Source organism: Aidingimonas lacisalsi, from assembly GCF_008079445.1.
In the GTDB taxonomy this organism is placed as follows: Bacteria; Pseudomonadota; Gammaproteobacteria; order Pseudomonadales; family Halomonadaceae; genus Aidingimonas; species Aidingimonas lacisalsi.
Genome location: NZ_VRYH01000001.1, coordinates 427568 through 450256 on the forward strand (window position 1 = coordinate 427568; position 22689 = coordinate 450256).

21 protein-coding genes and 1 riboswitch are annotated in these 22689 nt (G+C 64.2%); of the genes, 4 read left to right on the forward strand and 17 right to left on the reverse strand.

All coding sequences use genetic code 11. The annotated features are described in order from the left end of the window. Window positions 1–21 precede the first annotated feature (21 nt). From FVV99_RS01870 to cbiE, 7 genes are read right to left on the reverse strand one after another with little or no spacing between them, the layout of a single operon-like run. Window positions 22–1482 (reverse strand): cobyric acid synthase, encoded by a 1461-nt coding sequence (locus FVV99_RS01870; RefSeq protein WP_148252287.1) that lies wholly within the window; start codon window positions 1480–1482, stop codon window positions 22–24. Beyond that, window positions 1479–2195, reverse strand: a complete 717-nt coding sequence (bluB, locus tag FVV99_RS01875) for a 5,6-dimethylbenzimidazole synthase (RefSeq protein WP_148252288.1) — start codon at window positions 2193–2195, stop codon at window positions 1479–1481. The genes FVV99_RS01870 and bluB overlap by 4 nt, the downstream gene beginning before the upstream one ends. 43 nt (window positions 2196–2238) lie before the next feature. Continuing rightward, the gene (gene cobO / locus FVV99_RS01880) at window positions 2239–2844 is read right to left on the reverse strand and encodes a cob(I)yrinic acid a,c-diamide adenosyltransferase (protein ID WP_148252290.1); all 606 of its coding nucleotides are present in this window, start codon (window positions 2842–2844) and stop codon (window positions 2239–2241) included. A 1-nt stretch (window position 2845) separates the two neighbouring features. Beyond that, window positions 2846–3640: a precorrin-6A synthase (deacetylating) gene (cobF, locus tag FVV99_RS01885; protein WP_148252292.1), complete on the reverse strand. Its 795-nt coding sequence runs from the start codon at window positions 3638–3640 to the stop codon at window positions 2846–2848. Continuing rightward, window positions 3637–4449, reverse strand: a complete 813-nt coding sequence (gene cobM, locus FVV99_RS01890; protein ID WP_148252294.1) for a precorrin-4 C(11)-methyltransferase — start codon at window positions 4447–4449, stop codon at window positions 3637–3639. The genes cobF and cobM overlap by 4 nt, the downstream gene beginning before the upstream one ends. Before the next feature lie 2 nt (window positions 4450–4451). Beyond that, window positions 4452–4832 (reverse strand): cobalamin biosynthesis protein, encoded by a 381-nt coding sequence (locus tag FVV99_RS01895; RefSeq protein ID WP_148252296.1) that lies wholly within the window; start codon window positions 4830–4832, stop codon window positions 4452–4454. After that, window positions 4829–6037, reverse strand: a complete 1209-nt coding sequence (cbiE, locus tag FVV99_RS01900; protein ID WP_148252602.1) for a precorrin-6y C5,15-methyltransferase (decarboxylating) subunit CbiE — start codon at window positions 6035–6037, stop codon at window positions 4829–4831. The genes FVV99_RS01895 and cbiE overlap by 4 nt, the downstream gene beginning before the upstream one ends. A 257-nt stretch (window positions 6038–6294) precedes the next feature. Between cbiE and FVV99_RS01905 the strand changes: the two genes are divergently transcribed. Further along, window positions 6295–7041, forward strand: coding sequence for a cobalt-precorrin-6A reductase (locus FVV99_RS01905; protein WP_148252298.1), 747 nt, complete (start codon window positions 6295–6297; stop codon window positions 7039–7041). On the opposite strand, the gene cobJ is transcribed toward FVV99_RS01905, so the two are convergent. The 10 genes from cobJ to FVV99_RS01955 are packed head-to-tail and all read right to left on the reverse strand — an operon-like array spanning window position 7017 to window position 19281. Continuing rightward, entirely contained in the window at window positions 7017–7766 is a 750-nt protein-coding gene (cobJ, locus tag FVV99_RS01910) for a precorrin-3B C(17)-methyltransferase (RefSeq protein ID WP_148252300.1), read from the reverse strand. The genes FVV99_RS01905 and cobJ overlap by 25 nt on opposite strands. Further along, the gene (cobI, locus tag FVV99_RS01915) at window positions 7763–8488 is read right to left on the reverse strand and encodes a precorrin-2 C(20)-methyltransferase (protein ID WP_148252302.1); all 726 of its coding nucleotides are present in this window, start codon (window positions 8486–8488) and stop codon (window positions 7763–7765) included. The genes cobJ and cobI overlap by 4 nt, the downstream gene beginning before the upstream one ends. Continuing rightward, the gene (locus FVV99_RS01920) at window positions 8485–9114 is read right to left on the reverse strand and encodes a precorrin-8X methylmutase (protein ID WP_148252303.1); all 630 of its coding nucleotides are present in this window, start codon (window positions 9112–9114) and stop codon (window positions 8485–8487) included. The genes cobI and FVV99_RS01920 overlap by 4 nt, the downstream gene beginning before the upstream one ends. Further along, window positions 9098–10255: a cobalamin biosynthesis protein CobG gene (locus tag FVV99_RS01925; RefSeq protein ID WP_148252305.1), complete on the reverse strand. Its 1158-nt coding sequence runs from the start codon at window positions 10253–10255 to the stop codon at window positions 9098–9100. The genes FVV99_RS01920 and FVV99_RS01925 overlap by 17 nt, the downstream gene beginning before the upstream one ends. Further along, window positions 10245–14072, reverse strand: coding sequence for a cobaltochelatase subunit CobN (gene cobN / locus FVV99_RS01930; protein ID WP_148252307.1), 3828 nt, complete (start codon window positions 14070–14072; stop codon window positions 10245–10247). Before cobN ends, FVV99_RS01925 begins: the two co-directional genes overlap by 11 nt. Then, the gene (gene cobW / locus FVV99_RS01935; protein WP_148252309.1) at window positions 14072–15166 is read right to left on the reverse strand and encodes a cobalamin biosynthesis protein CobW; all 1095 of its coding nucleotides are present in this window, start codon (window positions 15164–15166) and stop codon (window positions 14072–14074) included. Before cobW ends, cobN begins: the two co-directional genes overlap by 1 nt. Continuing rightward, window positions 15157–16578: a cobyrinate a,c-diamide synthase gene (locus tag FVV99_RS01940; protein WP_148252311.1), complete on the reverse strand. Its 1422-nt coding sequence runs from the start codon at window positions 16576–16578 to the stop codon at window positions 15157–15159. Before FVV99_RS01940 ends, cobW begins: the two co-directional genes overlap by 10 nt. Further along, window positions 16575–18323, reverse strand: a complete 1749-nt coding sequence (locus tag FVV99_RS01945) for an AAA family ATPase (protein ID WP_148252313.1) — start codon at window positions 18321–18323, stop codon at window positions 16575–16577. Before FVV99_RS01945 ends, FVV99_RS01940 begins: the two co-directional genes overlap by 4 nt. Continuing rightward, window positions 18307–19068 (reverse strand): CbtA family protein, encoded by a 762-nt coding sequence (locus FVV99_RS01950; RefSeq protein WP_148252315.1) that lies wholly within the window; start codon window positions 19066–19068, stop codon window positions 18307–18309. Before FVV99_RS01950 ends, FVV99_RS01945 begins: the two co-directional genes overlap by 17 nt. Before the next feature lie 21 nt (window positions 19069–19089). After that, entirely contained in the window at window positions 19090–19281 is a 192-nt protein-coding gene (locus FVV99_RS01955; protein WP_148252316.1) for a CbtB domain-containing protein, read from the reverse strand. A gap of 34 nt (window positions 19282–19315) precedes the next feature. Continuing rightward, window positions 19316–19529: riboswitch (cobalamin riboswitch) on the reverse strand. A gap of 243 nt (window positions 19530–19772) precedes the next feature. Between FVV99_RS01955 and FVV99_RS01960 the strand changes: the two genes are divergently transcribed. From FVV99_RS01960 to FVV99_RS01970, 3 genes are read left to right on the forward strand one after another with little or no spacing between them, the layout of a single operon-like run. Further along, window positions 19773–20789 carry an ABC transporter substrate-binding protein gene (locus tag FVV99_RS01960; RefSeq protein ID WP_148252318.1) on the forward strand — a complete coding sequence of 339 codons (1017 nt, stop codon included), beginning with the start codon at window positions 19773–19775 and terminating at the stop codon, window positions 20787–20789. After that, on the forward strand, window positions 20786–21859 hold the full coding sequence (locus tag FVV99_RS01965) for a FecCD family ABC transporter permease (RefSeq protein ID WP_148252320.1): 1074 nt from the start codon (window positions 20786–20788) through the stop codon (window positions 21857–21859). Before FVV99_RS01960 ends, FVV99_RS01965 begins: the two co-directional genes overlap by 4 nt. Beyond that, a complete protein-coding gene (locus FVV99_RS01970; protein ID WP_148252321.1) occupies window positions 21856–22620 on the forward strand; it encodes an ABC transporter ATP-binding protein in 765 nt (254 codons plus the stop codon). The genes FVV99_RS01965 and FVV99_RS01970 overlap by 4 nt, the downstream gene beginning before the upstream one ends. Window positions 22621–22689: the final 69 nt, after the last annotated feature.

Consider the following 22689-nt stretch of genomic DNA (forward strand, 5'->3'; position numbering starts at 1 on the left):
TACGCTATAGAAGTGTGAAGACTAGGCGGATGTAACGAGCGCCATAAGCGCATCCGTATCCGTACTCTCCTCCAGGGCATCCGCCAACCGATCCAGCGTCTGCTGCCGGTGCTGGTGATAGTCGATGGTTGGTGGGGTCGAGGCGAGTCCCAGTATCTGCAGCAGGCTGGTACAGGCATCCGGGTGGTCGAAGATGCCGTGTAGATAACTGCCCATCACCTGTCCGTCTTCGCTGATTGCGCCATCGTTTCGATCACCAAGACGCACTAGTGGTCGTTCAAGCGCCTCGCCTGTGGTGACGCCGTTATGGATCTCATAGCCGGTCACCGGGATGTCCCGCTCGGTCTCCAACAGCAATCGGCCTGCGACGTTCTCCAGCTGCTTGCCCACCACCATGCGGGTTTCCATTGCCAGCAGCCCCAGTCCGGGGGTCGATCCGGGCTCACCCTCGAGACCCGCCGGATCATGCAGTGCCGTTCCCAGCATCTGGAAACCGCCGCAGATGCCATAGACCATGCCTCCATAACGCAGGTGGCGATGAATGGCTCGTTCCCAGCCCTGTGCGCGTAGCCACGCCAGATCACTGCGCGTACTCTTGCTCCCCGGCAGCAGGATGACATCGGCCGGTGGAATCGGTTGCTCGGACCCGATGAATCGAATGTCGACCCCCGGATGCAGACGCAATGGGTCAAAGTCGTTATGGTTACTGATCCGGGGCGGCACCGGTACGATCACTTTCAGGGCACCGGGCTCACTGTCGCTACGGGTACCAACGGCATCCTCGGCATCCAGCACCAGCCCGTGCAGGTAAGGCAAGACGCCGAGGACCGGTTTGCCGGTACGTTCGCCCAGCCAAGCCAGCCCCGGCTCCAGCAATGCCCGATCGCCCCGGAAACGATTGATCACGAATCCCTGGATTCGTGCACGTTCACTGTCGGATACCAACGCCAGCGTGCCCACCAGTTGGGCGAATACGCCACCCTTGTCGATATCGCCGACCAGCAGCACCGGGCAGTCGATCGCCTCGGCGAACCCCATGTTGGCGATATCGTTGGTCCTCAGGTTGATCTCGGCCGGGCTTCCTGCACCTTCGGCGACAATCACGTCGTGACGCTCGGACAATGCCTGCCAGGCCGCTACCACGGAGTCCCGAGCTTCGGCCTTGTAGGCATGGTAATCCAGCGCATCCATATTGCCATGCACCTGTCCACGCAGGATCACCTGGGCGCCACGATCGCTCTGTGGCTTGAGCAGGACCGGGTTCATGTCGCTATGCGGCTCGATACCGCAGGCCAGCGCCTGCAATGCCGTAGACCGGCCGATTTCTCCCCCATCCGCCGTTACTGCACTATTGAGGGCCATGTTCTGGGGTTTGAACGGCGCCACCGACACCCCTTGCCGGGCCAACCAACGACATAAGGCCGCCACCACTGTGCTCTTGCCGGCATCGGAAGTCGTGCCTTGAATCATCAAGGTGGTCACGCGTGCCTCTCCCTCATGTCATCGAGCGCCACCTGCAGTGAGTCATTGTCCAGTGGCTGGCCCCAGCCATTGCCATGCACCAGCTCCGTTAACGGCAGACGCTGGCGCCAGCCTGCTTTGGCCAGTTCCGGCCGCTCAAGAAATTCGCTGACATAGCCCAGACACAGATAGGCCAGTGGATATACGGCATCGGGCAATTCCAGTACCTCGGCAAGTTCGTTCGGGTCGATGATACTGACCCAGCCGACACCAATGCCTTCGGCACGCGCCGCCAACCAAAGATTCTCTACCGCCAGACAGGTACTGAACAGATCCATCTCGACAATGCTGGTACGCCCCAACACCGGTCCTTCACCACGATTCCTGTTACAGGTAATGCAGAGATTGATGGGGCCGTCCAGAATGCCTTCAAGCTTCAGGCTTCGATAGGTCTGCTGTCGTTCATCGCTGAATTGCGATGCCCCCCGTTCGTTCTCACGCTGGAAAATTCGATGGACCCGCCGGCGTACCGTCAGGCTGTCGATCAACAGAAAATCCCAGGGCTGCATGAATCCGACCGAAGGGGCGTGATGGGCAGCGTCCAATAGACGAGCCAGCACGTCGGCGGGAATCGGATCCGGCAGAAACTGGGAGCGAACGTCTCGACGCTCATGGATGGCCCGGTAAAGGCCATCCTTTTCCTGTTCCGAGAACGGGGCGTTAGAGTCGTTCATGACACTCTCCCATCGGCAAATTGTCGCGTGCATGATCAGGCGGTTAGAGTTCCACACCTTGCTGGGCTTTTACCCCCTGCTCCTTGAAGGCATGCTTGACTACCTTCATTTCGGTGACGGTATCCGCCAACTCCACCAGCGCCTCGGGGGCATGGCGGCCGGTGACGATGGCGTGCTGCATGGGCGGACGCGCCTGCAGGTCGTCCAGCACCCGGTCGATATCCAGATACGCGTGCCGCAGAACGATGTTGAGTTCATCGAGTAGCACCAGATCATAGCTATCGTCGGCGAGCATCCGGCAAGCTTCGCTCCAGGCGGCTTCGGCGGCTTTGATGTCCTTGTCGCGATCCTGGGTCTCCCAGGTATAGCCCTCGCCCATCACGTGGTAGTCGACATTGGGCAGTTGGCGGAAGAAGGCCTCCTCACCGGTCTGGAACTTGCCCTTGATGAACTGCACCACACCGACCTGCATACCGTGGCCCAGCGCACGGGCCAGCATGCCGAAGCCCGAACTGCTCTTGCCCTTGCCCGGCCCGGTGAGCACCAGCAGCACGCCCTGCTCCTTGTCGGCGGCAGCGATGCGCTCGTTCATGATCTTCTGCTTGTGAGTCATGCGCTCGGCATGGCGTTGTGGGTCGACTTTCTGCATTTCATCCTCCTGCGGTGTCGATTTGGCCGTCCGTCAAGCTTGGCGTCCGAGCCAGCAAGTAGGCGTCCATGATCCAGCCGTGCCGCTCGCGCAGGGCAGCACGGTGCGTGATGATCGACGGAGCCACGTCCACCAGCCAGCCGTCGATCAGGCTCTGCTTGTCCATGCCCAGATAGGCGCCCCACCAGATGTAAAGGCCCTCAGGCGGTAACGCCTCGAAGGCGCCCCCACTGTCGAGCATGACCGCGACGCTGGCGGCATCAGTGGGCCAGCCGCGCTCGCGCAGACGCCGCCCAGTGGTGATCTGGACCGGCTCGGCGATCGCATTGAGGGGAATACGGTGCTCGGCGGTGAGGACCTGCAGGCTGGTGATTCCCGGCACCACCTCCATCTCAACCGCCTGCCCGGCAGCACTCAGGCGCTTGGCGATGCGCAGACTGCTGTCATACAGCGACGGGTCCCCCCAGATCAGCATGGCGACTCGTCCGCCCGCCGGCAGATGGGTCGCCATGAGTTCCGCCCAGACATGTGCAATCGCCCCGTGCCAGTCGTCCACCGCGCCCAGATAATCGGCACTGGCGTCGCGGTGCGGTAGATCGAACTCCACGACCCGGGTCCGTGATGACGACTCCAGGAGATCCCGGCACAGCAACCGACGCAGGTCGACCAGATCCGACTTGGCGTCTCCCTTGCGCGGCAGCAGAACAAGATCCGCCGCATTGAGGGTCCGAATGGCGGCCAGGGTGACATGATCGGGGTTGCCCGTGCCGATGCCGATCAGCGAGAGCTGGATCATGACACCTCCCCCTCGTCGCCGGGGACAGGGGCAGTGCCGGCGAAGGGCGAGTCCGCCGACTGGGGCCGGAACCGGCGGTCATAGCCGAGCGCATACAGACAACTCTCCTGGAAATCCTCACTGCCCAGCACCGGACCCACCAGGATTATCGCCGTCCGCTGCAGGCTGTCATCGACCCGGGAAGCTATCGTCGATAACTGTCCTCGAACCACCCGCTCATCGGGCCAGCTGGCTCGCCATACGATGGCCACCGGGCAATCGCCGCCATAGAAGGGCACCAGTTCCTCCACTACCCGGTCAAGCTTATTGACGGACAGGTGAATCGCCAGGGTGGCACCGGTCTTCGCGAAGTTGGCCAGGGTTTCGCCGTCCGGCATGGCGCTGGCCCGTCCCGGTGTCCGGGTCAGCACGACGGATTGCGCTACCCCTGGCAGGGTCAGCTCTTGTCCCAGGGCGGCGGCCACCGCAGAGAAGGACGGCACCCCCGGGGTGATGGCATAGGGAATGTCCAGCTCGCGCAGCCGACGCAACTGCTCTCCCGTAGCGGACCAGACCGATAAGTCCCCGGAATGCAATCGGGCCACGTCCAGACCTGCGGCATGGGCGCTATGCATCTCGTCGATGATCTCATCCAGCGACAGAGGTGCGGTGTTGATGATGCGAGCCCCTTCCGGGCAGTGCTCGAGTACCTGCTCAGGTACCAGCGAGCCTGCGTAGAGGCACACGGGACTCGATGCAATGAGATCCCGCCCACGCAACGTCAGGAGATCCGGAGCGCCGGGACCGGCACCGATGAAATGTATCGTCATGCTCAGACTCCTCTGGCCACCGCGGCGGTGGCCATTCGATCCATTGAAACCAGCCGGGTGCCGAGCAAGGTCGCACCGGGCCCCGCCGCCAGCAGGGCGACAGCCTCGGCGACGCTGCCCGTTCCCCGGGCCTGCAGACTGTGCCTGGAGCGAGTGAGAGTGGCGGCGGACGGCAGGTCCGCATCGGCCACGGAGATCACCCCGATCCCTCGCACGCGCCCCAGTGCCTGCACCAGCGGCCACAGCGTCCGGGTCGCAGCCAGCCGGTCGACACCGCCATAGCGTGACTCGAGCTGCTCCAGCGCCTCGTTCAGCGATTCCAGACGCGCGCCCCGGCGCAAGCCGAAGCCGGCCACTGTTACCGGATCACTCGCCACGCTCACCGGGTCACCCGCCACTGCACGATGGGATAACTGGCTTGCCAGCCCCGCCGACTGCCGATGGAAGCGGCGGTGGCCAGTTCGAGACGTAACAGTTCACCGCCGGCCTGCTGATGCCAATGGGACAGCAGGGCCTCGGACTCCAGCGTCACCGCATTGGCCACCAGACGCACGCCGGCCGGCAGACGTTGCCACAGCGTGTCAAGCAGCGTCTCCGACAATCCGCCCCCGACGAAGACCGCATCGGGCGGCGAGCGATCGCCCAGTGCCTCAGGGGCGCTTCCTTCCACCACCTCGAGCCAGTCGACGCCCAACAGGCGCGCATTGCGCTCCGCCCGCGCCGCACGCTCACTGGCACGCTCGAAGGCCACGGCCTGGTTGTCCGGATGGGCCAGCAGCCACTCGATGACAATCGAACCCGACCCCGTTCCGATATCCCACAACCGCTCCCCCGGTGTCGGTGCCAAGGCCGCCAGGGTCATGGCGCGCACGGTCTGCTTGGTGATCTGGCCGTCGTGTTCGAACCAGTCATCCGCGCGACCGGCGGTCAGCGGCAAGACCGGCCCATCCCCGGCCACGTCCAGGCCCACCGCAACCGGGTGGAGAATATCGTCTGGCAGGGAGGTATCGGCCTGCACGGTGCGGATGCGCTCGCCGTCACCGCCCAGCGCTTCCAGTACATGCAGCCGAGAGGCGCCGAAACCGAAGCGCACCAGCCAGCCGGCCAGTTCGATCACGGCGGCCCCGTCCTTCACCAGCACCAGCAAGCGCCGTTCGCGCTGCAGGTAAGGCCGGATCCGTGTCAGGGGCTTGGCATGCAGGCCCAGGCAGGTACAGCCTTGCAGTGGCCAGCCCAGACGTGATGCGGCCAGGCTGAAGGTGGAGGGTGATGGCAGTGCCCGCCACTCTCGCTCATCCAGGTCGCGCGCCAGGCTGGTCCCTGCCCCGAACCAGAACGGATCGCCGGATACCAGCATGACGACCCGGCGGCCGCGCTCGGCCAATAGTTGGGGGATACCGTCCGCGAAAGGTACCGGCCATTCCCGCACCTCGGCAGCCAAAGGCGGCAACAGGCGCAGATGACGACGTGCGCCAAAGACCACCTCGGCACCTTCCAGCGCGCTGCGGCTTGCCGCTGTGAGTCCCTCTGTGCCACTCTCCCCCCAGCCTAGAATCGTCAGCCAGGGAGCGTCGTCAACGTCAGCCATCATCTGAATCCCAGTAACGGAGATGAGCTGTTCCGGCGCCAAGCCTCCGCGAGGGCGCTGTAAACCCCTCCATGGGCGCTACTTTTGCCCTGCGGCGCTATCGCTTCCTGCGCCGCTTGCAGGACCGGGGTTGGCCATCCGTGGCCAGCCCGTTCGGCGGGGTCCGCCTCACCCATGGCAAAAGACCCTCGCTCCGCCTTGTCCCCGGCGTTCATCTTGCCAACAGCTTGAATGGGAAAGGAGCTCAAGAAGCCCCAATGAAAGTCCTGATCCTGGGGGGCACCTCTGAAGCCAGTGCCCTGGCCAGCGCCCTGGCCGAACGCTCGATTCCCACCCTGTTCAGCTATGCCGGCCGGGTAACCGTGCCCAGACCGCAGCCAGTGCCTACCCGCGTCGGCGGTTTTGGCGGTGTGGCAGGTCTGAGCGCCTTCATCACAGAGCAGCGCATCACCCATCTGGTCGATGCCACTCACCCCTTTGCCGAACGCATGAGCCACAACGCCGTCGTCGCATCCCAGCGCAGCGGTATTCACTGCATCGCCCTGACCCGGCCCCCCTGGGAGCCGATGGCCGGCGATCGCTGGACACGGGTCGCCGATGTCGCGGCGGCGGTGAATGCCCTGGCCGGTCCGCCACAGCGGGTGCTGTTGGCGATCGGGCGCATGCACCTCAATGCCTTCTCGGCCCAGCCCCAGCACCACTACCTGCTGAGGTTGGTCGACCATCCCGAGACTCCGCCGCCCCTGCCTCATCACAGTGTGACCCTCGACCGTGGTCCCTTTAGCCTGGATGGCGACCTGGCCCTGTTCCGGGAGCATGGCGTCGAATGCCTGGTATGCAAGAATGCCGGCGGCACCGGTGCGGTCGCCAAGCTCACCGCGGCTCGCCAACTGGGCCTGGCGGTGGTGATGATCGAGCGGCCGGCATCCCCTCCGCGTCAGGAAGCCCACGGCGTCGACACGGTCCTGGATTGGCTCGGTCATGATGCCGAACGCGGCGTATAGACCCACGCCCCCCCATGGTATTCGAGATACCGCGTCTGGCTGGATCCCACCATCACCAGGGTGCGCATGTCGGCCATATCCGGTGTGGCCTCGTCGAGGGTCGTGACCCGCAGGGTTTCCTGCGGTGTGGAAACGGCCCGCGCGAACATGATCGGGCGTCGCGGCCCACAGACCTCCCGCAGCACCTGCAGCGCGCGGCCGAACCCCTCCGGCCGAGCCCGGGAGCGAGGATTGTAGAAGGCCATGGCCAAATCCGCCTCCGCAGCCAGCCGCAGACGCTTCTCGATCAGGGCCCAGGGCTTGAGGTTGTCGGACAGATTGAGGCAACAGAAATCATGTCCCAGCGGCGCCCCAAGCCGTGCACTGGCCGCCAGCATGGCGGAGATGCCCGGCAATACCTGGATGTCCAGCGCTCGCCAATCGGACCCAGCCGCCTCCAGCGCCTCGAACAACGCCGCGGCCATGGCGAACACGCCCGGGTCTCCCGACGAAACCACGACGACCCGGTGGCCGTCGGCGGTCATTTGTAGCGCCTGTTCCGCCCGCCGTATCTCCTCGCGGTTGTCCGATCCGTGGCGCACAAGCCCCGGGCGTGGCGCCACCCGTTCGACATAGGGCACATAGCCCACCACATCGGTGGCATCCGCCAACGCAGCCGATACCTCCGGCGTGACCATCGCCTCGGCACCCGGGCCCAGGCCAACGATCTTCAGCCACCCTTTCATGGCCGTCTCCCGTTGCCATGAATCACCAGGATGGAAAAATACGGCACGCTGTCGCCGGCATCGCTGAACGGCCGCACCCGCTCCTGCGGCATGGCGGCGTATTCGATCAGCCAGGCCTCATCCGCCCGGCCGGCCCGGGCCAACGCCCGTCGAAGCTTGTCCAGGTTGCGCCCGATCTTCATCACCACCAGAGCGTCGGCCCCCGCGATGCGCTCGACCAGCATCGCCTCCGGCAGGGTGCCCATCAGCACGGTCATGATGTCGTCGCCCCAGGTCACGGGTTGCCCGGTGGCGGTCCAGGCGGCGGACATACCCGTGATGCCGGGCACGACCGATACCGGTACCTGCCCCTGCAGGCGGGTATAGAGGTGCATGAAGGAGCCGTAGAAGAACGGATCGCCTTCGCACAACACCACCACATCGCGGCCGGCATCGGTTATCTCGGTCAGTTGAGCGACGCTTTTTTCATAAAAGGCCGACAGCAGTTCGTTGTAACGCGGGTCGTCGAACGGAATCTCGGTGGTGACCGGGTATTCCATCGGCAACTCGATGGCTTCGGCTGCCATCATGCCGTCCACGATACTGCGGGCGTGACCGCTCCGGCCCTTCTTGCGGAAAAAGGCGACATGCGAGGCCCCACGGATCAGCCGATCCGCCCTGACGCTCATCAGATCCTGGCTGCCCGGTCCGAGACCGACCCCGTAAATGGTTCCCTGCGTCATACGCTACGATCCGCCATGGCATTGATGGCGGCCACCGTCACCGCACTGCCGCCGAGTCGCCCGCGCACGATGCAGCAGGGCAGCGACGTGTTCGCCCAGAGCGCTTGCTTGGATTCGGCGGCCCCCACGAAGCCCACCGGACAACCGATGACGGCTGCCGGGCGTGGGCAATCCGGCGCTTCCAGCATGTTCAACAGGTGAAATAGAGCGGTCGGCGCATTGCCGATCGCCACCACCGCCCCGTCCAGATAGGGCCGCCAGAGCTCCACTGCCGCCGCCGAGCGGGTGTTGTCCAGGTCCCGAGCCAGGCCGGGAACCCGTTCATCGTGCAGGGTACAGAGTGTGGCGTTATCAGCCGGCAGGCGCTTACGCGTAATGCCCTCCGACACCATACGGGCGTCACACAGAATCGGCGCGCCCCGCTCCAGCGCCTCGCGTGCCCGGTTCACCGCGTCACCGCGGAAATGAATGGATGACGCAAGATCCACCAGGCCGGCGGCGTGGATCATGCGCACGGCCACCGGTTCCTCTTCTGGCGCGAAGCGATCCAGCTCGGCCTCGCGCCGAATGATGGCAAAGGACTCCCGGTAGATGGCCGGGCCGTCCGTTTCATAGACGTGAGGCATCTTCATTCTCCAGATAAGCCAAGACATCAGATTCGTTGAGTCCGGTCGCAACCGGCGTCCCATCGGCACGATCACTGAGGATCAGATCGAAGCGTCCATCCCGACCCGTCAGACACAGGTCGGTCGGCTGCCGGCAGGCGCAGCCCTTGGCGCAACCGGAGACATGGACGGAGCCCTCGACCCGTCCACTCAGACGCTCGGCCAGGCCCAGCGTCTCGACGCTCGCCTGCTCGCAGTGAGGGGCCCCCGGACACGCCTGCATGGCCAAGCGTGGATCCCTGTCATCGTCCAAAAGGCCCGGGATCGATATCTCTCCTTGGTCACTCCCCTCGACCAGCAGACGCCGCCAGGGCGTCACCCGCACGGCGGTGCACGCAGCGGAATCGAGCGCAGCGCGCAGTACCGATGCCGGCGCCCGCCCGAACGGCAGGCCAAATACCTGACCACGCGCGTGTTTACCCAATGCCAGCCGAGGACCGGCCCCGGCGGGTGGCATCGAGGCAGGAGCCCAGCCCGGCAGCGGCGCCTTGTGTCGACGCATCCGTCCGGACTGCCGCCCGCCACTGGCGACGAACCAGTGTGTCAGCCGTACCAGCAGCTCGACAGCGGCCGCGGATGAGTTCGCCGGTGTTCCCAGCTCCTGCCCATCGGCCCGGACCAGCAAGGTACCGGATGCCGACCGCTCGATGCGGAAGTCCGCGGACACCTCGCCCAACACCGGTGCCTCACCGGCATCGATGGCGACGCCCATCTTGTCCGGCAGTTCCGCCATATCCGCGAGGCGGGCCAGCAGCAGGCAGGCCGTCTCATGCGTGGCATCACCCGCTCGCCAGTCCGGCGTCAGCAACAGTTGAGGTCGACGTTCGCTGTGCGGATCCGGGTCGACCAACTCATACTCGACAAGGAAGTCCAGCAACCCGGGCCAGGCGGCTTCCGTCACACCGCGCAACTGCAGATTGGCGCGGCTGGTAAGTTCGATCAGGCCACTACCGAAGGTTTCGGCTGCTTCGCACAGTGCCAGCATCTGATCCCGGGTAAACTGCCCCAGGCGAGGCCGGACGCGCACCAGCAGGCCATCGCCGGTCGCCATGGGTCGCCAGGCCCCGGGGCACCAGCCCTTGATCCGCGGCTCAGCCACCATGGGAGCCGACCTCCCTGGTCTCGTCGATCTGCAGCAGCAGATCCTGCAGGGCCTGGCCCTGTTCGCCGGGCTCCTGCCACATCCCGCGTTGGGCGGCTTCCAGTAATCGCTCGGCCATCTCCTCCAGCGCCGCCGGGTTATGCTCGCGCAGGAACGCCTGGTTGGCGTCTTCCAGTACCAGTGTCTCGCTGACCTGAGCGTACTGGTAGTCGGCCACCAGGTCGGTGGTGGCATCATAGGCAAACAGATAGTCCACCGTGGCGGCCATCTCGAAAGCGCCTTTGTAGCCGTGCTCGCGCATGGCCTCGATCCATTTGGGATTGAGCACCCGCGAGCGGATCACCCTGGCCAGTTCCTCCTTGAGCGGGCGAATCCGCGGCTGCGCCGGATTGGCATGATCGGCATGATAAATGTCCGGCGGTTGCCCGGCGAGGGCGCGGCTGGCATTGGCCATGCCGCCCTGGAACGCATAGTAACTGTTGGAATCGAGGATATCATGCTCACGGTTGTCCTGATTCTGCATCACCGCATCCAGGCCCTTGAGCTGGTGTTCGAAGGCCCCCCGTGCAGCGGTGCCGGATTCCGGGAACTGACCGTAGGCGTAGGCACCGGCGCCGAGATAAGCCTCGGCCAGATCGTCCGCGCTGTCCCAGTCGCGATTATCGATGAGCCGATTCAGGCCGGTGCCGTACTCGCCGGGCTTGGTACCGAAGACCCGGTAACCGGCTTCCCGGGCTGCTTCTTCCTGGGAAAGCCCCTGGTCTTCGAGGGTCTGGCGACGCGTCAACACCGCCGTACGGATGGTGTTGGCGTCGCCTGGCTCCTCGTAGTCGGCTACCGCCTGCACCGCGACATCGAACAGCCGGATGACATTGGGAAAGGCATCGCGGAAGAAGCCGGAGACCCGCAGCGTGACGTCCACTCGGGGGCGCTGCAGCAGCATGGCGGGAATCACCTCGATGTCGATCACCCGCTGCGAGCCGAGCGACCAGACCGGTCGCACTCCCATCAAGGCGAAGGCCTGAGCGATGTCATCGCCACCGGTGCGCATGGTCGCTGTACCCCAGATCGATAGCCCCAGCCGGCGCGGGTAATCGCCATTATCCTGCAGGTAACGCTCGACGAATGTCTGGGCCGATTTTTCGCCCAGGGACCAGGCGGCGGGCGACGGAATCGAACGGTTGTCGACGCTGAAGAAGTTGCGCCCGGTGGGCAGGGTGTCCAGACGCCCACGGCTGGGAGCACCGCTCGGACCGGGCGGAACGAAGACGGCGTCGAGCCCGTCCAGCAGCGACTGGATCTCCATCTCGGCACCCTGCTGGATGGCGGTCCAGAGGCGGTCGCGAGCATAGCGACACTGCTCGGCGGTCGCCGGATAGTCATCGGCCAGGGAAGCCAGGCAGCCTGGCTCCAGTACGTAGTCAGCGATCACTCGGTGAGCGAGCCACTCCAGGCGCTCACGGGTGTCGGCACCGGTACGCCAGGCGGATGCCGCCAGCTCGGCGAGGGCCGGTGGCTTCGGACCGTGCCAGGGTTCGGCCCCGGCCATCAGGGGATCGAAGTGACCGCCCTCTGCCTGCAACCCCAGGTCGTCCGCCAGATTGTGCAATAGGCCGCGATGGGCCGGCCCGTCTCCACGTGGCAGTCTCAAGATGGCGACCAGGGTTCCCGCCAGCTTGTCGCGGGGAGGCAGGGTGCCCAGCACATGCAGGCCATGACGAATCTGGGACTCCTTGATATCGCACAGATAGGTGTCCAGTTCATTGAGCAAGCACTCGTCATCCGCTGTCTGCGCCAGCTCCTGGTCGATGCCGGTGCGATGCAGATGTGCCAGGATCTGCTCGCGCAGCAACGCCTCGCGCCGGGGGTCCATGCCCAGGGCCTGGTAATACTCGTCGGTCAGGGCTTCCAGTTCCGCCATGGCACCATAGAGTTCGGCGCGAGCCAGCGGCGGCATCAGGTGATCGATGATCACGGCCTGACTGCGACGTTTGGCCTGGGCGCCTTCGCCCGGGTCGTTGACGATGAACGGATAGAAGTGCGGCACCGGTCCCAGGGCGATGTCCGGCCAGCAATCGGCGGAGAGCGCCGTGCTCTTGCCCGGCAGCCACTCCAGGTTGCCGTGCTTGCCGACGTGGATCACCGCACTCACCTGGTAGTATTCACGCAGCCAGAGATAGAACGCCAGATAGCTGTGGGGCGGCACCAGTTCGGTATCGTGGTAGGTCTGCGTCGGATCGTCGATGAAATCCCGCTCCGGCTGAACCCCGACGAAGGTCTCCCCTAGACGGACCCCGGCGATCATCAGCCGTCCCTGCCGGCACTTGGGATCGTCCGACGGCGCCCCCCAACGCGTCCATACCGACTCCCGCAGCGATGCCGGCAGAGTCTGGAACCACGCCAGGTACTCATCGAGTCCGATGCTCTGCCAGCAGCCGCGCTGTTCCAGGACATGGCGATCATTGGTGACGCTGCCCTGCAACAGCCGGATCAAGTCGTCACCGTCCTCCGGCACGTCGCTCACCGGATAGCCCGCCGCCGCCAGCGCCCGCAGGATCTCTAGCGTAGATGCCGGCGTATCCAGGCCAACGCCGTTGCCGATGCGGCCATCACGATTGGGATAATTGGCCAGCACCAGCGCCAGGCGCTTGTTGCGGTTCGGGGTCCGGCGCAGGTCGCAGAAGCGACGCGCCAGCCGGGCGACGAAGGCAGTGCGCTCCGCATGCAACGCATGGCGGGTCACCGACAGCTGGCAGCGCTCGCTATAGTGAGCCTCCGTCTTGAAACCCACCGCGCGCGTCATGATCCGGCCATCCATCTCCGGCAGGACCACCTGCATGGCTACATCGCGGCTATGCAGGCCACCCGCCGCAGCCTGCCAATCCTCCTCGGTGCTGCTTGCCAGGATCGCCTGCAGAACCATCGGCCGTCCGACGAAGAGACTGTCGACCACTTCGCCACCCAGCGCGTCCATATCGTCCGGATTGCGGTTGACGGAAAAACCGGTGGTGTTGACCACCAGCATGGCGCCCGTCTGCTCGATCAGATGATTGACGAAGGCAATGCAGGACTCCTCCTTCAATGACGACACGGCCACCGCCAGCGGCTCGATCTCCTGGGCTCGCAGCGCCTCGATCAGGCCGTCCAGTACAGCGGTATTGGCGCCCTGTAGATGACTACGGTAGAACAACAGCAGGCATACCGGACGCCCGGGTTGCCGACGAGTTCGCCATTCGCTCAGCGTCGCTTCCTGCCGACCCGCTATCCGAGGATCGTAGAGCAGAGCCGCGGGCACCGCCTTGGGTTCCTGCCACGTCAGCGACAATCCCAGACACTCCACGCCGACAAAGCGCAGTAACTGCTCGGCATTGTCCACCCCACCCTCTCTCAGGTAGCGCCAGACTCGGTGAGCCGATTCGAAAGGCACGCTGGATTCGCCCAGCAAGGCATCGTCCGGGGCATCACAGCCGGGTACCAGGATCAACTGGCGTCCCTGGCCGGCGGCAGCCCAGGCCAGTAGACGCTCGTGCCCGTATTGCCAGTAGGCACTGCCCCCCATCAGCGAGACGATCACCAGTCGTGCCCCTTCCAGTACACGATCCTCGTAGAGATCGTAGGCAGCGGGCTTGACCAGGTTCATCCAGTTGGCGAGCCGTACCGTCGGGTAATCGTTACCGAGGTGATCGACTCCCTGTGCCAGGGCCGACAGACTGCTGTCGGCGGCTGACAGGATGACGATCTCGGCAGGGCTCTGCTGGAGGTCGACGATACCTTCATCGTCGACGAAGCCTCCGGGCTTGGCGGCGAAAAGATGCATCAGGCGGTCGCCGCGATTTCGGCGCTTGCCAGGGCCGCGTGCAGGTCATGGCTGTTCAGCGCCTTGCCGATGAAGACAATCTGGGTGTGGCGCGATTCGTCCTGCGCCCATAACCGGTCGAAATAGCCATCCAGACGCTCCCCCACGGCCTGGATCACCCGACGCATGGGTTTGCCCGGAATCGCCGCGAAACCCTTGGCCCGATAGATCTCATGAGTCTTCAACAACTGCTGGAGTCTGTCCGCCAGGACGTCGCCATCGACTTCCCCCAGCCGGATCACGCAGGAATCGAAGTGATCGTGAGCGTGATCGTGGTGCGCTCCCTCGGCATGATGGCGGTCATGGTGGTTCTCGATACGGTCGATGCTGTCCTCGCTCGCCGCACCGATGCCCATCAACGCTTCCAGTCGAGCCGTATCCGTGGCCAGGGTCTGGTCGACGAACAGGGTCTTGACCGATTCGGGAACGCGCGCCTGAACCAGGGCCTCGACTCGTGCCTGGTCGGTTGGGTCGAGCAGGTCGGTCTTGCTGACCAGCACCAGATCGGCCGCACTCAACTGGTCGTCGAGCAGTTCACCCAGGCTGGGGTCATGATCGAGGGACTCGTCGGCCTGACGCTGTGCCGCGACCTTGTCGACGTCGCTGGCGTAACGGCCAGCGGCGACCGCCGGCCCGTCGATCACGGTGATGATGGCGTCGACGGTGCAATGCTGGCGGACTTCCGGCCAGTTGAACGCCTGGACGAGCGGCTTGGGCAGGGCCAGGCCACTGGTCTCGATCAGGATATGATCGATATCGTCCCGGCGGGCCACCAGCGTCTTCATCACCGGCAGGAATTCCTCTTCCACCGTGCAGCAGATACAGCCATTCGCCAGTTCGTAGATACCGCTTTCGTCTTCCACGGCGGATTGGTCTTCGCAGCCCAGGGCGCAACCGCGCAGCAGGTCGGAGTCGATATCCTGCTCGCCGAATTCGTTGACGATGACGGCAATGCGTTTACCGGTCACCTGACGCAGTATGCTGGCCAGCAGCGTGGTCTTGCCACTGCCCAGGAAACCGGTCACAACCGTGGCGGGGATCTTGTTCAGTCGCATCCGTTGGATTCCTCAGTATCGATGGTCTCGCGTGCCGGCACCGGGCCCTGCTCGAACAGGCGGGCCACGGCGGCGGGATTGTCGGGAAAGAACAGGTGAAGATAGGTCGTCGTCAGGCGTCGCTCGCGATAGATGGCCTCCCCCGGCGCGGAATGGCGCTGGCGCCGCCCATGACCGATCGGCTCGGGAGTTCCCTCCGCCAGCGAGCGGTGATGGGCATGGGCCCGGATCGCCCCCTCAGGCAGCTCGGCGGTCTGCATCCCCTGACAGCCTCGCCGCCCTCGCATGGCGCCATGCCCGGGCAACAGACCCAGCATGGTATGGGCTCGACCGTCGTAGTCCGTCAGGGTTTCCAGACAGTAGAGCATGCCGCCGCACTCGGCGAGGATCGGCTTGTCCGCGGTAAACAAGCGGCGGATATCATCCCGCATGGAAGCATTCGCCGCCAACGACGCGGTGTGGAGCTCGGGATAGCCGCCCGGGAGCCAGAGAGCATCGCAAGGTGGCAGACATTCATCGGTCAGCGGCGAGAAGAAGCGCAGGGTCGCTCCCATGCGTTCCAGCAGTTCCAGATTGGCCTGATAGATGAAGCTGAATGCCGCATCCCGCGCCACGGCGATGGTCCGGCCGTGAAGCGCAAGCGGTATCGTGTCATTGTCGGGCACCGCATCAAAGATGACCGGCGGCAATTGCAGGAGTGCCTCCGCCAGCCCTTCGGCCAGCAGCGCCTTGGCGCCGGCCTCGAAGCGGGATTCCAGATCCTCGCGGACCTCCTCGGCCTGAACCAGCCCCAGATGCCTTTCAGGCAGGGCCAGGGTCGCATTGCGTGCCACCGCCGCCAGCAGAGGAAGGGTGGCCGGCAGCGCTGCGTCGATCAGTTCCCGGTGGCGCTGTGAACCGCAGGCGTTGGCGATCAGCCCGGCGATGTGGATGTCGTCACGAAAGGCCGCCAGGCCGGCCACCAGTGCCGACGCGGTCTGGGCCATCCCCTTCACGTCCATGACGATGACCATCGGCAGGCCGAACAAGGCTGCGAGATCGGCGCTAGACGGTTCGCCGTCGAACAACCCCATGGCGCCTTCCACCAGGATGAGGTCCGCCTCGCGGGCGGCATCAAACAGACGCCGGCGACAATAGGCCTCGCCGGCCATCCACAGATCGAGCTGATCGACCGGCTGGCCCGACGCCTGAGCCAGTACCAGGGGATCAAGGTAATCCGGCCCTGTCTTGAAGACGCGGACCACCTTGCCCTGGTTGCGTAGCATCCGAGCCAGCGCTGCCGTTACCGTGGTCTTGCCCTGCCCCGATGCCGGCGCAGCGATAAAGACCGCGGGACAGGCCGCTCTCCTCAGCCCCAGGTCCGCCGGCGTGCCGGAATGGCTCTCGGCTCGGATCTCGTCGCGCTCGGTCATGTGGCCTCCAGGCTGGACTCTAGGCTAGACATGGGCCGGTACAGGGCGCCCAGTTGCCGAGCGATACGTACTCCCTGGCCGCGTTTGACGGCAGCCTGCTCGGTATCCACGACGATGCAGTCACCGAGCGACGGCAAGCCAGACAGGGATTGCCGGGTGCGACCGTCAGTAATGAGGTAGGTTCGCACATGCAGGCCGGTGTCCTGTCGCCGCCATTGGCGGATCAGGCGCGCTGCCTGCAGGATGGCGTCACGGATCGGCGTGCCACCGCCACCGCTTGCGGCATCGAGCCGTTCACGCATCACCTTGGGAGCGCGGCACCGCGGCTGGATCGGCGTGACGCCATCATTGCCGAAACCCAGCACCGCTATCTGCTCCCGAGCGGCATAGGCCTGGCGCGCCAGCTGGTCGACCAGGCCCTTGGCTCGAGCCAGCAGCTGCTGGCCCAGCGTCGAAGCGGACGTATCCAGCAGGATGACATGCAACACCGGCTGACCGGTGCGAGCCTTGCGATAGCGCAGCTGACGCCAGGGCCAGTGCCCACGATTGGCGATCAGAGTGGCGAACCAGTCCGGTTGCTGTGTCTCGCCGTGTGATCGGCGCTGTCCCGGCTGGTGCCCCTTGCGCAGCCGTGCGGAAGAGGAAGTGGCCGATGACGAGGATGTCGCGCGGACGTCCGCGGATATCTCCGGCAAGTTCGGGGCCGGCACGCTCAGGCTCTGCTGGGTTACTGGCGGCATGGCACCCCATTGACCCTGTGCTTGCGAGGCACCGGCTTGGTCACCGCTGGCGGACGACGTCTCTCTTTCGGCATCGGCGTTCCCGCCACTGGGGGGAGGGGGCGGCGTGCCGGGTGACGGAGAGGGTGGAGAGTGGTGATGAGTTCGGCGATGCGCAAGCACCCAGGGTTCGACGGTCTCCAGATCGGTCTGGCTTACCGTGTACGCGCCCCGCCAAGCGGCATGCGCCTGGGCCGCTCGATGCCAGGTCACATCCGCCCGCAGGCCCTCGACACCGGCATTCTCGCAGCGCTGAGCGATATGCTCGTAGACCCAGGAATCCGTAGTGATCTCGGCCAGCGCCTGCTGCGCTTGCCGAATGCGTTCGGTCAGCGCTGCCTGGTCGTCCGCATGTGCCGCGACATAGGCATGACGATCGCGGTCGAAAGCCTCCCTCTGTTGCACGATGGCCATCCGTTCCCGGACGCTCACCACCGATTCCTGCTCGAGACACAGGCCGAAGCGGTCGAGCAACTGGGGGCGCAACTCCCCTTCGTCCGGGTTCATGGTGCCGATCAGGCTGAAGCGCGCGGGATGCGTATGGCTGATGCCGTCGCGCTCGACGATGTTGGTGCCGCTCGCGGCCACATCGAGCAGCAGGTCCACCAGTGTATCCGGCAGCAGGTTGACCTCATCGACGTACAGTACGCCGCCATCCGCCTTCGCCAGTAGCCCCTCGTGGAAAGTCGCCTCCTGTTCGGACAGTACCCGCTGCAGATCCAGGCTGCCGGTCAAGCGTTCCTCACTGGCACCCAGCGGTAGCGTGACGAATGGCGGCCGACGCCCCTCGGTATCATCGGGCAGGATCGATGCCAGCGCCCGCGCCAGGGTGGACTTGGCACTACCCCGTGGACCACTGATCAACACGCCACCCACTCGGGGATTGATGACGTTGAGCAGCAAGGCGGTCTTGAGCGCCTCCTGGCCGACGACGGCGGCAAAGGGGAACTCACTGGAGGTCATCATGACCACCCATCGTACCGGTGAGACGCTTCAGGGCAATGACACACAGCACACCGGCCAGCAGCCAGAACGCCAGATTGGTGAGTCCGGAGGCCCAGATGAATTCGTGATGAAGCACGGTCAGTTCAGCCACTGATTGCGGATCCGGATGAGCGAACAGCGGACCTTCATTTGTCGGCACCCAGATATAGGGCATCACCAGCAAGGGTAGTCCGAGCCCACGCTTCCAGCCACGCGCCAGAATCAGTATCCCCAGGCCGGCTGCAGCCATGAACACAGCAGCGAGCCACCACAGTTGGCGCGATTCGAGGGCGGCGGCCGATGTGCCGGGGATTTCAGGCGGCAGGCCCAGAGACGGCGCGACAAAGATCACGAGATAGCAAAGCCCACCCACCAGCAGTCCACGACCCACGGTCAACGACAGTCGGCCACGTTCGTGAAGCTGGTTCACCAGCACCAGGAGGATGGCGCTGAAGCCGATTCCGGCGAGAATATTGGAAACCGCCGTATAGAACAGACGCTCGGCACCATCGTCCGGTGCCCAGGCTTCTTCGTCATGATGGTGACTGGCCTGGCCGCCATGTTCATGACCGTCTTGGCTTCCAGACGAGGCATGCGCATCGTCGCTGACTTCATACTGCTCAGCGGCGAGAAGAATCGGGGTAACACCAGCGCTCTGAATGGCCGTCATCGTCAATCCCAGGACAACACCGACCAGGCAGGCGCTCAGCACCAGAAAACGGAACATCAGTTTTCCTCCTGAACTGCCTCAGTGACAGGGAAATACGAAGGAGTGCCGGCTATCATGCGCCGCATTATGTGCCGCGTTCATCGGCATGAAACCGACAGCGTAAAGGATGAGCGCTCCGAAGAGCACCACGACACCCTGCTGGCAGGCAGACGCCAACCTTGAACCAGAGCGAGAAGCCCGTTTGTGAGACGAGGCAGGAATAGTAGACATGAGCTTATCCCCGGTGCCCACCGCACCGTTACCAGATGAAACGAAACGACGGGCCGGTCTCCGGGCTCAAAGAGAACGTATGCGCAAACACCACGTCTTCACCTGCACCTTCCCGGCTCGTGCCAGTGGTCTTCGCAGGCGACTCTCCTTTCACCGTTGCGGGGGCAGCGATGGAATAGGCTGAAGCGCCGCACCATACTTCCCGATTATCCCCTACAAGCAGGGGCACCCGTCCCCAGACGAGCCATCCTAAAGTAATTCCCGCAGTAGAAGCAATTCAAGGGCCGTCGTCTCCATCGTTTCATGGCCGGCGAAACACCATCCTAGACGGCGGGAGAGGATTTCATTCGTCTTAATGATGAGTTATAACATAACAATTCAGGAATAACGCCGGTAGCAATCGAGGCATCTAGTATGGAGAATACATTGACTCACTATTGTCCGCTTACGTTTTACAGGATAGTCAACTTATTGATATACAGGGAATATACATGAATCTCGCTTGCAAGGTACTGGCAACGCTATGCTTGTTGCCCGTCTCCTGCGCCATGGCCGATACCACGTCCTATCCTCTGACGCTTCCCAATTGCGGCAAGGAACTCAGCTTCCAATCAGCCCCTGATGACGTGGTCACCGTCGGTCAATCGGCCACCGAAATTCTCTATGCATTGGGGCTGGCCGATCGGGTAACGGGGACCTCGGTCTGGTTCAACCCGGTGTTGCCGGAATTCCGCGATGTCAATGACGACATCGACCGCATTGCCGACAATGATCCCAGTTTCGAGGCGGTGGTGAACAAGAAACCCGACCTCGTCACCGCCCAGTATGAATGGCATGTGGGCCCCACCGGCAGCGTGGCGTCTCGGCGCCAGTTCCATGACCTGGGCATCGCCACCTACATCATGCCCGCCGATTGCGATACCAAGGACAATACGACCGGCGGCGACGGCACCCGCATTGCCGCCTTCTCTACCGAATCGATCTACAAGGGCATCACCGAACTGGCCACGATCTTCGATGTGCAGGACGCCGGGGACGCTTTGGTGGCCGACCTCGAGGCGCGCGAGGCAGAGGCCATTGCCAATGCCGAGAGCCTTGCACTGCCCGAGGATCTGTCGGCAGTGTTCTGGTTTTCCTCTCCCGATCAAGTCGCCGACCCCTATGTCGCTGGCCGACTCGGTGCACCGGGCTACATGATGGACAAGCTCGGCATCCGCAATGTGGTTGAATCGGACGAGGAGTGGCCCGTCGTCGGCTGGGAATCCGTTGCCCAGGCCGATCCCGACATCATCGTGCTAGCCCGTATGGATCGTCGTCGCTATCCAGCCGACAGCATCGAGAAGAAGCGCGAATTTCTTCACAACGACCCCGTGGCTCGCGAAATGTCGGCGGTGAAGAACGGCAACATCATTGAAATGGATGCCCATGCCATGAGCGCCACGATGCGTACGATCTTCGGCCTCGAAACGCTGGCCGATGCCTTGTCGACCATGTCATTCGACCGATGAATCTAGCCATCGCGCTTCATCCAGTGGGTCGCTTTTCCAGGCCCTGGACCTGGGCCTGGCTGACACCACTGATCCTGTTCGTGGCCGTGATGGCCGGCACCGCGATCGGTGAAACCTCGATCTCGATGGAAACGATCCTCAAGGTGCTTGCCAATCGGCTCTGGGGGGCGGAGTATGCCGTCGACCGAATCGATGCCGGTATCATCTGGAGCTATCGGCTCAGCCGCGCCATCATTGCGGCTTGCTGCGGCGCCGGACTGGCCCTGGCCGGCGTCGTTCTGCAGGCGCTGCTGCGCAATCCCCTGGCCGACCCGTTCCTGATGGGCATTTCCGCCGGTGCCTCGACCGGGGCCGTGGCGGTGACTATCAGCGGGATTGGTGCCGGCACCCTGACGCTCTCGCTCGGGGCTTTCGCCGGCGCGGGTCTGGCCTTCGTCCTGGTGGTATTGCTCGCCCATGCTGCCAGCAGCGGCACCGGGGGCGGTCGCGGCACCCAGGCCGCCGGGGCCATCATTCTGGCCGGCATTGCCGGATCCCAGTTGTTCAATGCCCTGACCGCCTTCATCATTGCCAAGTCAGCAAGCGCCGAACAGGCACGCGGTATCATGTTCTGGCTCATGGGCAATCTGTCCGGCGTACGTTGGGACGATGTCACCTTGGGGCTGCCCGCTGCGTTGGGGGGCGTATTGATCTGTCTGTGGCAACGGCGTGCACTGGATGCGTTCACTTTTGGCGCCGACAGCGCCGCCTCGATGGGCATCGCCGTACGTCCTGTCCGGGGCATCCTGATCACCGCCATGGCCCTGGTGACGGCAATAATGGTCTCCATGGTCGGCGCCATCGGCTTCGTGGGTCTCGTGATTCCCCATGCCATGCGCTTTCTCGTCGGCAGTCGACACACTCGCCTGGTACCGGCGTCGGCGTTGGCCGGTGCCGTTTTTCTGATCGGCTCGGACATCGCTTCACGTACCCTCGTGCCGGGGCAGGTGCTGCCGATCGGTGTGGTCACCTCGCTGATCGGTGCCCCGGTGTTCGCCATGATTCTGGTGCGGGGGACGAGAGTACGATGAGATTGGCTGCTGAGCGCGTCGACTGGACGATCCACGGACACAAGTTGCTGAACGACGTCAGCCTGGCGGTGGAGCCCGGCGAGACCTTCGGCCTGATTGGCCCCAACGGCTCGGGAAAGACGACGCTGCTGCGCATGCTCGCGGGACTGCGCAAGCCGAAAATCGGACGCGTGCTGGTGAACGACCGGCCGATGGCCAGGATGCGGCAGCGTGATATCGCTCAATCCATCGCCGTCGTCGAGCAACAGGCGGAAACCATTGATCGAATAGTGGTCCGACAGGCTGTTGCCCTGGGCCGCACTCCCTTCCTCTCGCCGTGGTATCCATGGTCCGATCAGGATGACGCCATCGTTGCCCGAGCCCTCGACGATGTCGGTATGCAACCGCTGGCGGACCGCCTTTGGCATACGCTTTCCGGCGGCGAACGCCAGCGCGTCCACATCGCTCGCGCCTTGGCTCAGCAGCCGAAGATCCTGTTGCTTGATGAGCCCACCAACCACCTCGATATTCGCCATCAGCTATCGATCCTGCAATTGGTCAGGCAGCTACCGGTCACGGTGGTCATCGCCTTGCACGACCTCAACCAGGCGATGAATTGTGACCGTATCGGGGTCATGGATGCCGGACGCCTGGTCGACGTCGGCCCACCCAGGAACGTCCTGACGACCGAAAGGCTGCGTCGTACCTTCGGTGTGTACGCCGATATCCTCGATGACCCGGTTGATCACAGCCGAATCATGCGGTTCCGCAACGCCATATAAGCATAAGCGCGGATTGCCGATGTCATGGACGATAGTGCCGCTTGTTCCACGGCCGTCAGTTCCTCGTAC

Coding starts and splice junctions, on each gene's coding strand:
- FVV99_RS01965 (WP_148252320.1), top strand. CDS start 20,786: ATGAATCTAGCCATCGCGCTTCATCCAGTGGGTCGCTTTTCCAGGCCC.
- cobN (WP_148252307.1), bottom strand. CDS start 14,072: ATGCATCTTTTCGCCGCCAAGCCCGGAGGCTTCGTCGACGATGAAGGT.
- FVV99_RS01920 (WP_148252303.1), bottom strand. CDS start 9,114: ATGCCTCACGTCTATGAAACGGACGGCCCGGCCATCTACCGGGAGTCC.
- cobI (WP_148252302.1), bottom strand. CDS start 8,488: ATGACGCAGGGAACCATTTACGGGGTCGGTCTCGGACCGGGCAGCCAG.
- bluB (WP_148252288.1), bottom strand. CDS start 2,195: ATGAACGACTCTAACGCCCCGTTCTCGGAACAGGAAAAGGATGGCCTT.
- FVV99_RS01940 (WP_148252311.1), bottom strand. CDS start 16,578: ATGACCGAGCGCGACGAGATCCGAGCCGAGAGCCATTCCGGCACGCCG.
- cobJ (WP_148252300.1), bottom strand. CDS start 7,766: ATGAAAGGGTGGCTGAAGATCGTTGGCCTGGGCCCGGGTGCCGAGGCG.
- cobO (WP_148252290.1), bottom strand. CDS start 2,844: ATGCAGAAAGTCGACCCACAACGCCATGCCGAGCGCATGACTCACAAG.
- cbiE (WP_148252602.1), bottom strand. CDS start 6,037: ATGGCTGACGTTGACGACGCTCCCTGGCTGACGATTCTAGGCTGGGGG.
- FVV99_RS01925 (WP_148252305.1), bottom strand. CDS start 10,255: ATGGTGGCTGAGCCGCGGATCAAGGGCTGGTGCCCCGGGGCCTGGCGA.
- FVV99_RS01905 (WP_148252298.1), top strand. CDS start 6,295: ATGAAAGTCCTGATCCTGGGGGGCACCTCTGAAGCCAGTGCCCTGGCC.
- cobM (WP_148252294.1), bottom strand. CDS start 4,449: ATGACGATACATTTCATCGGTGCCGGTCCCGGCGCTCCGGATCTCCTG.
- FVV99_RS01950 (WP_148252315.1), bottom strand. CDS start 19,068: ATGTTCCGTTTTCTGGTGCTGAGCGCCTGCCTGGTCGGTGTTGTCCTG.
- FVV99_RS01955 (WP_148252316.1), bottom strand. CDS start 19,281: ATGTCTACTATTCCTGCCTCGTCTCACAAACGGGCTTCTCGCTCTGGT.
- FVV99_RS01960 (WP_148252318.1), top strand. CDS start 19,773: ATGAATCTCGCTTGCAAGGTACTGGCAACGCTATGCTTGTTGCCCGTC.
- cobW (WP_148252309.1), bottom strand. CDS start 15,166: ATGCGACTGAACAAGATCCCCGCCACGGTTGTGACCGGTTTCCTGGGC.
- FVV99_RS01970 (WP_148252321.1), top strand. CDS start 21,856: ATGAGATTGGCTGCTGAGCGCGTCGACTGGACGATCCACGGACACAAG.
- FVV99_RS01945 (WP_148252313.1), bottom strand. CDS start 18,323: ATGATGACCTCCAGTGAGTTCCCCTTTGCCGCCGTCGTCGGCCAGGAG.
- cobF (WP_148252292.1), bottom strand. CDS start 3,640: ATGATCCAGCTCTCGCTGATCGGCATCGGCACGGGCAACCCCGATCAT.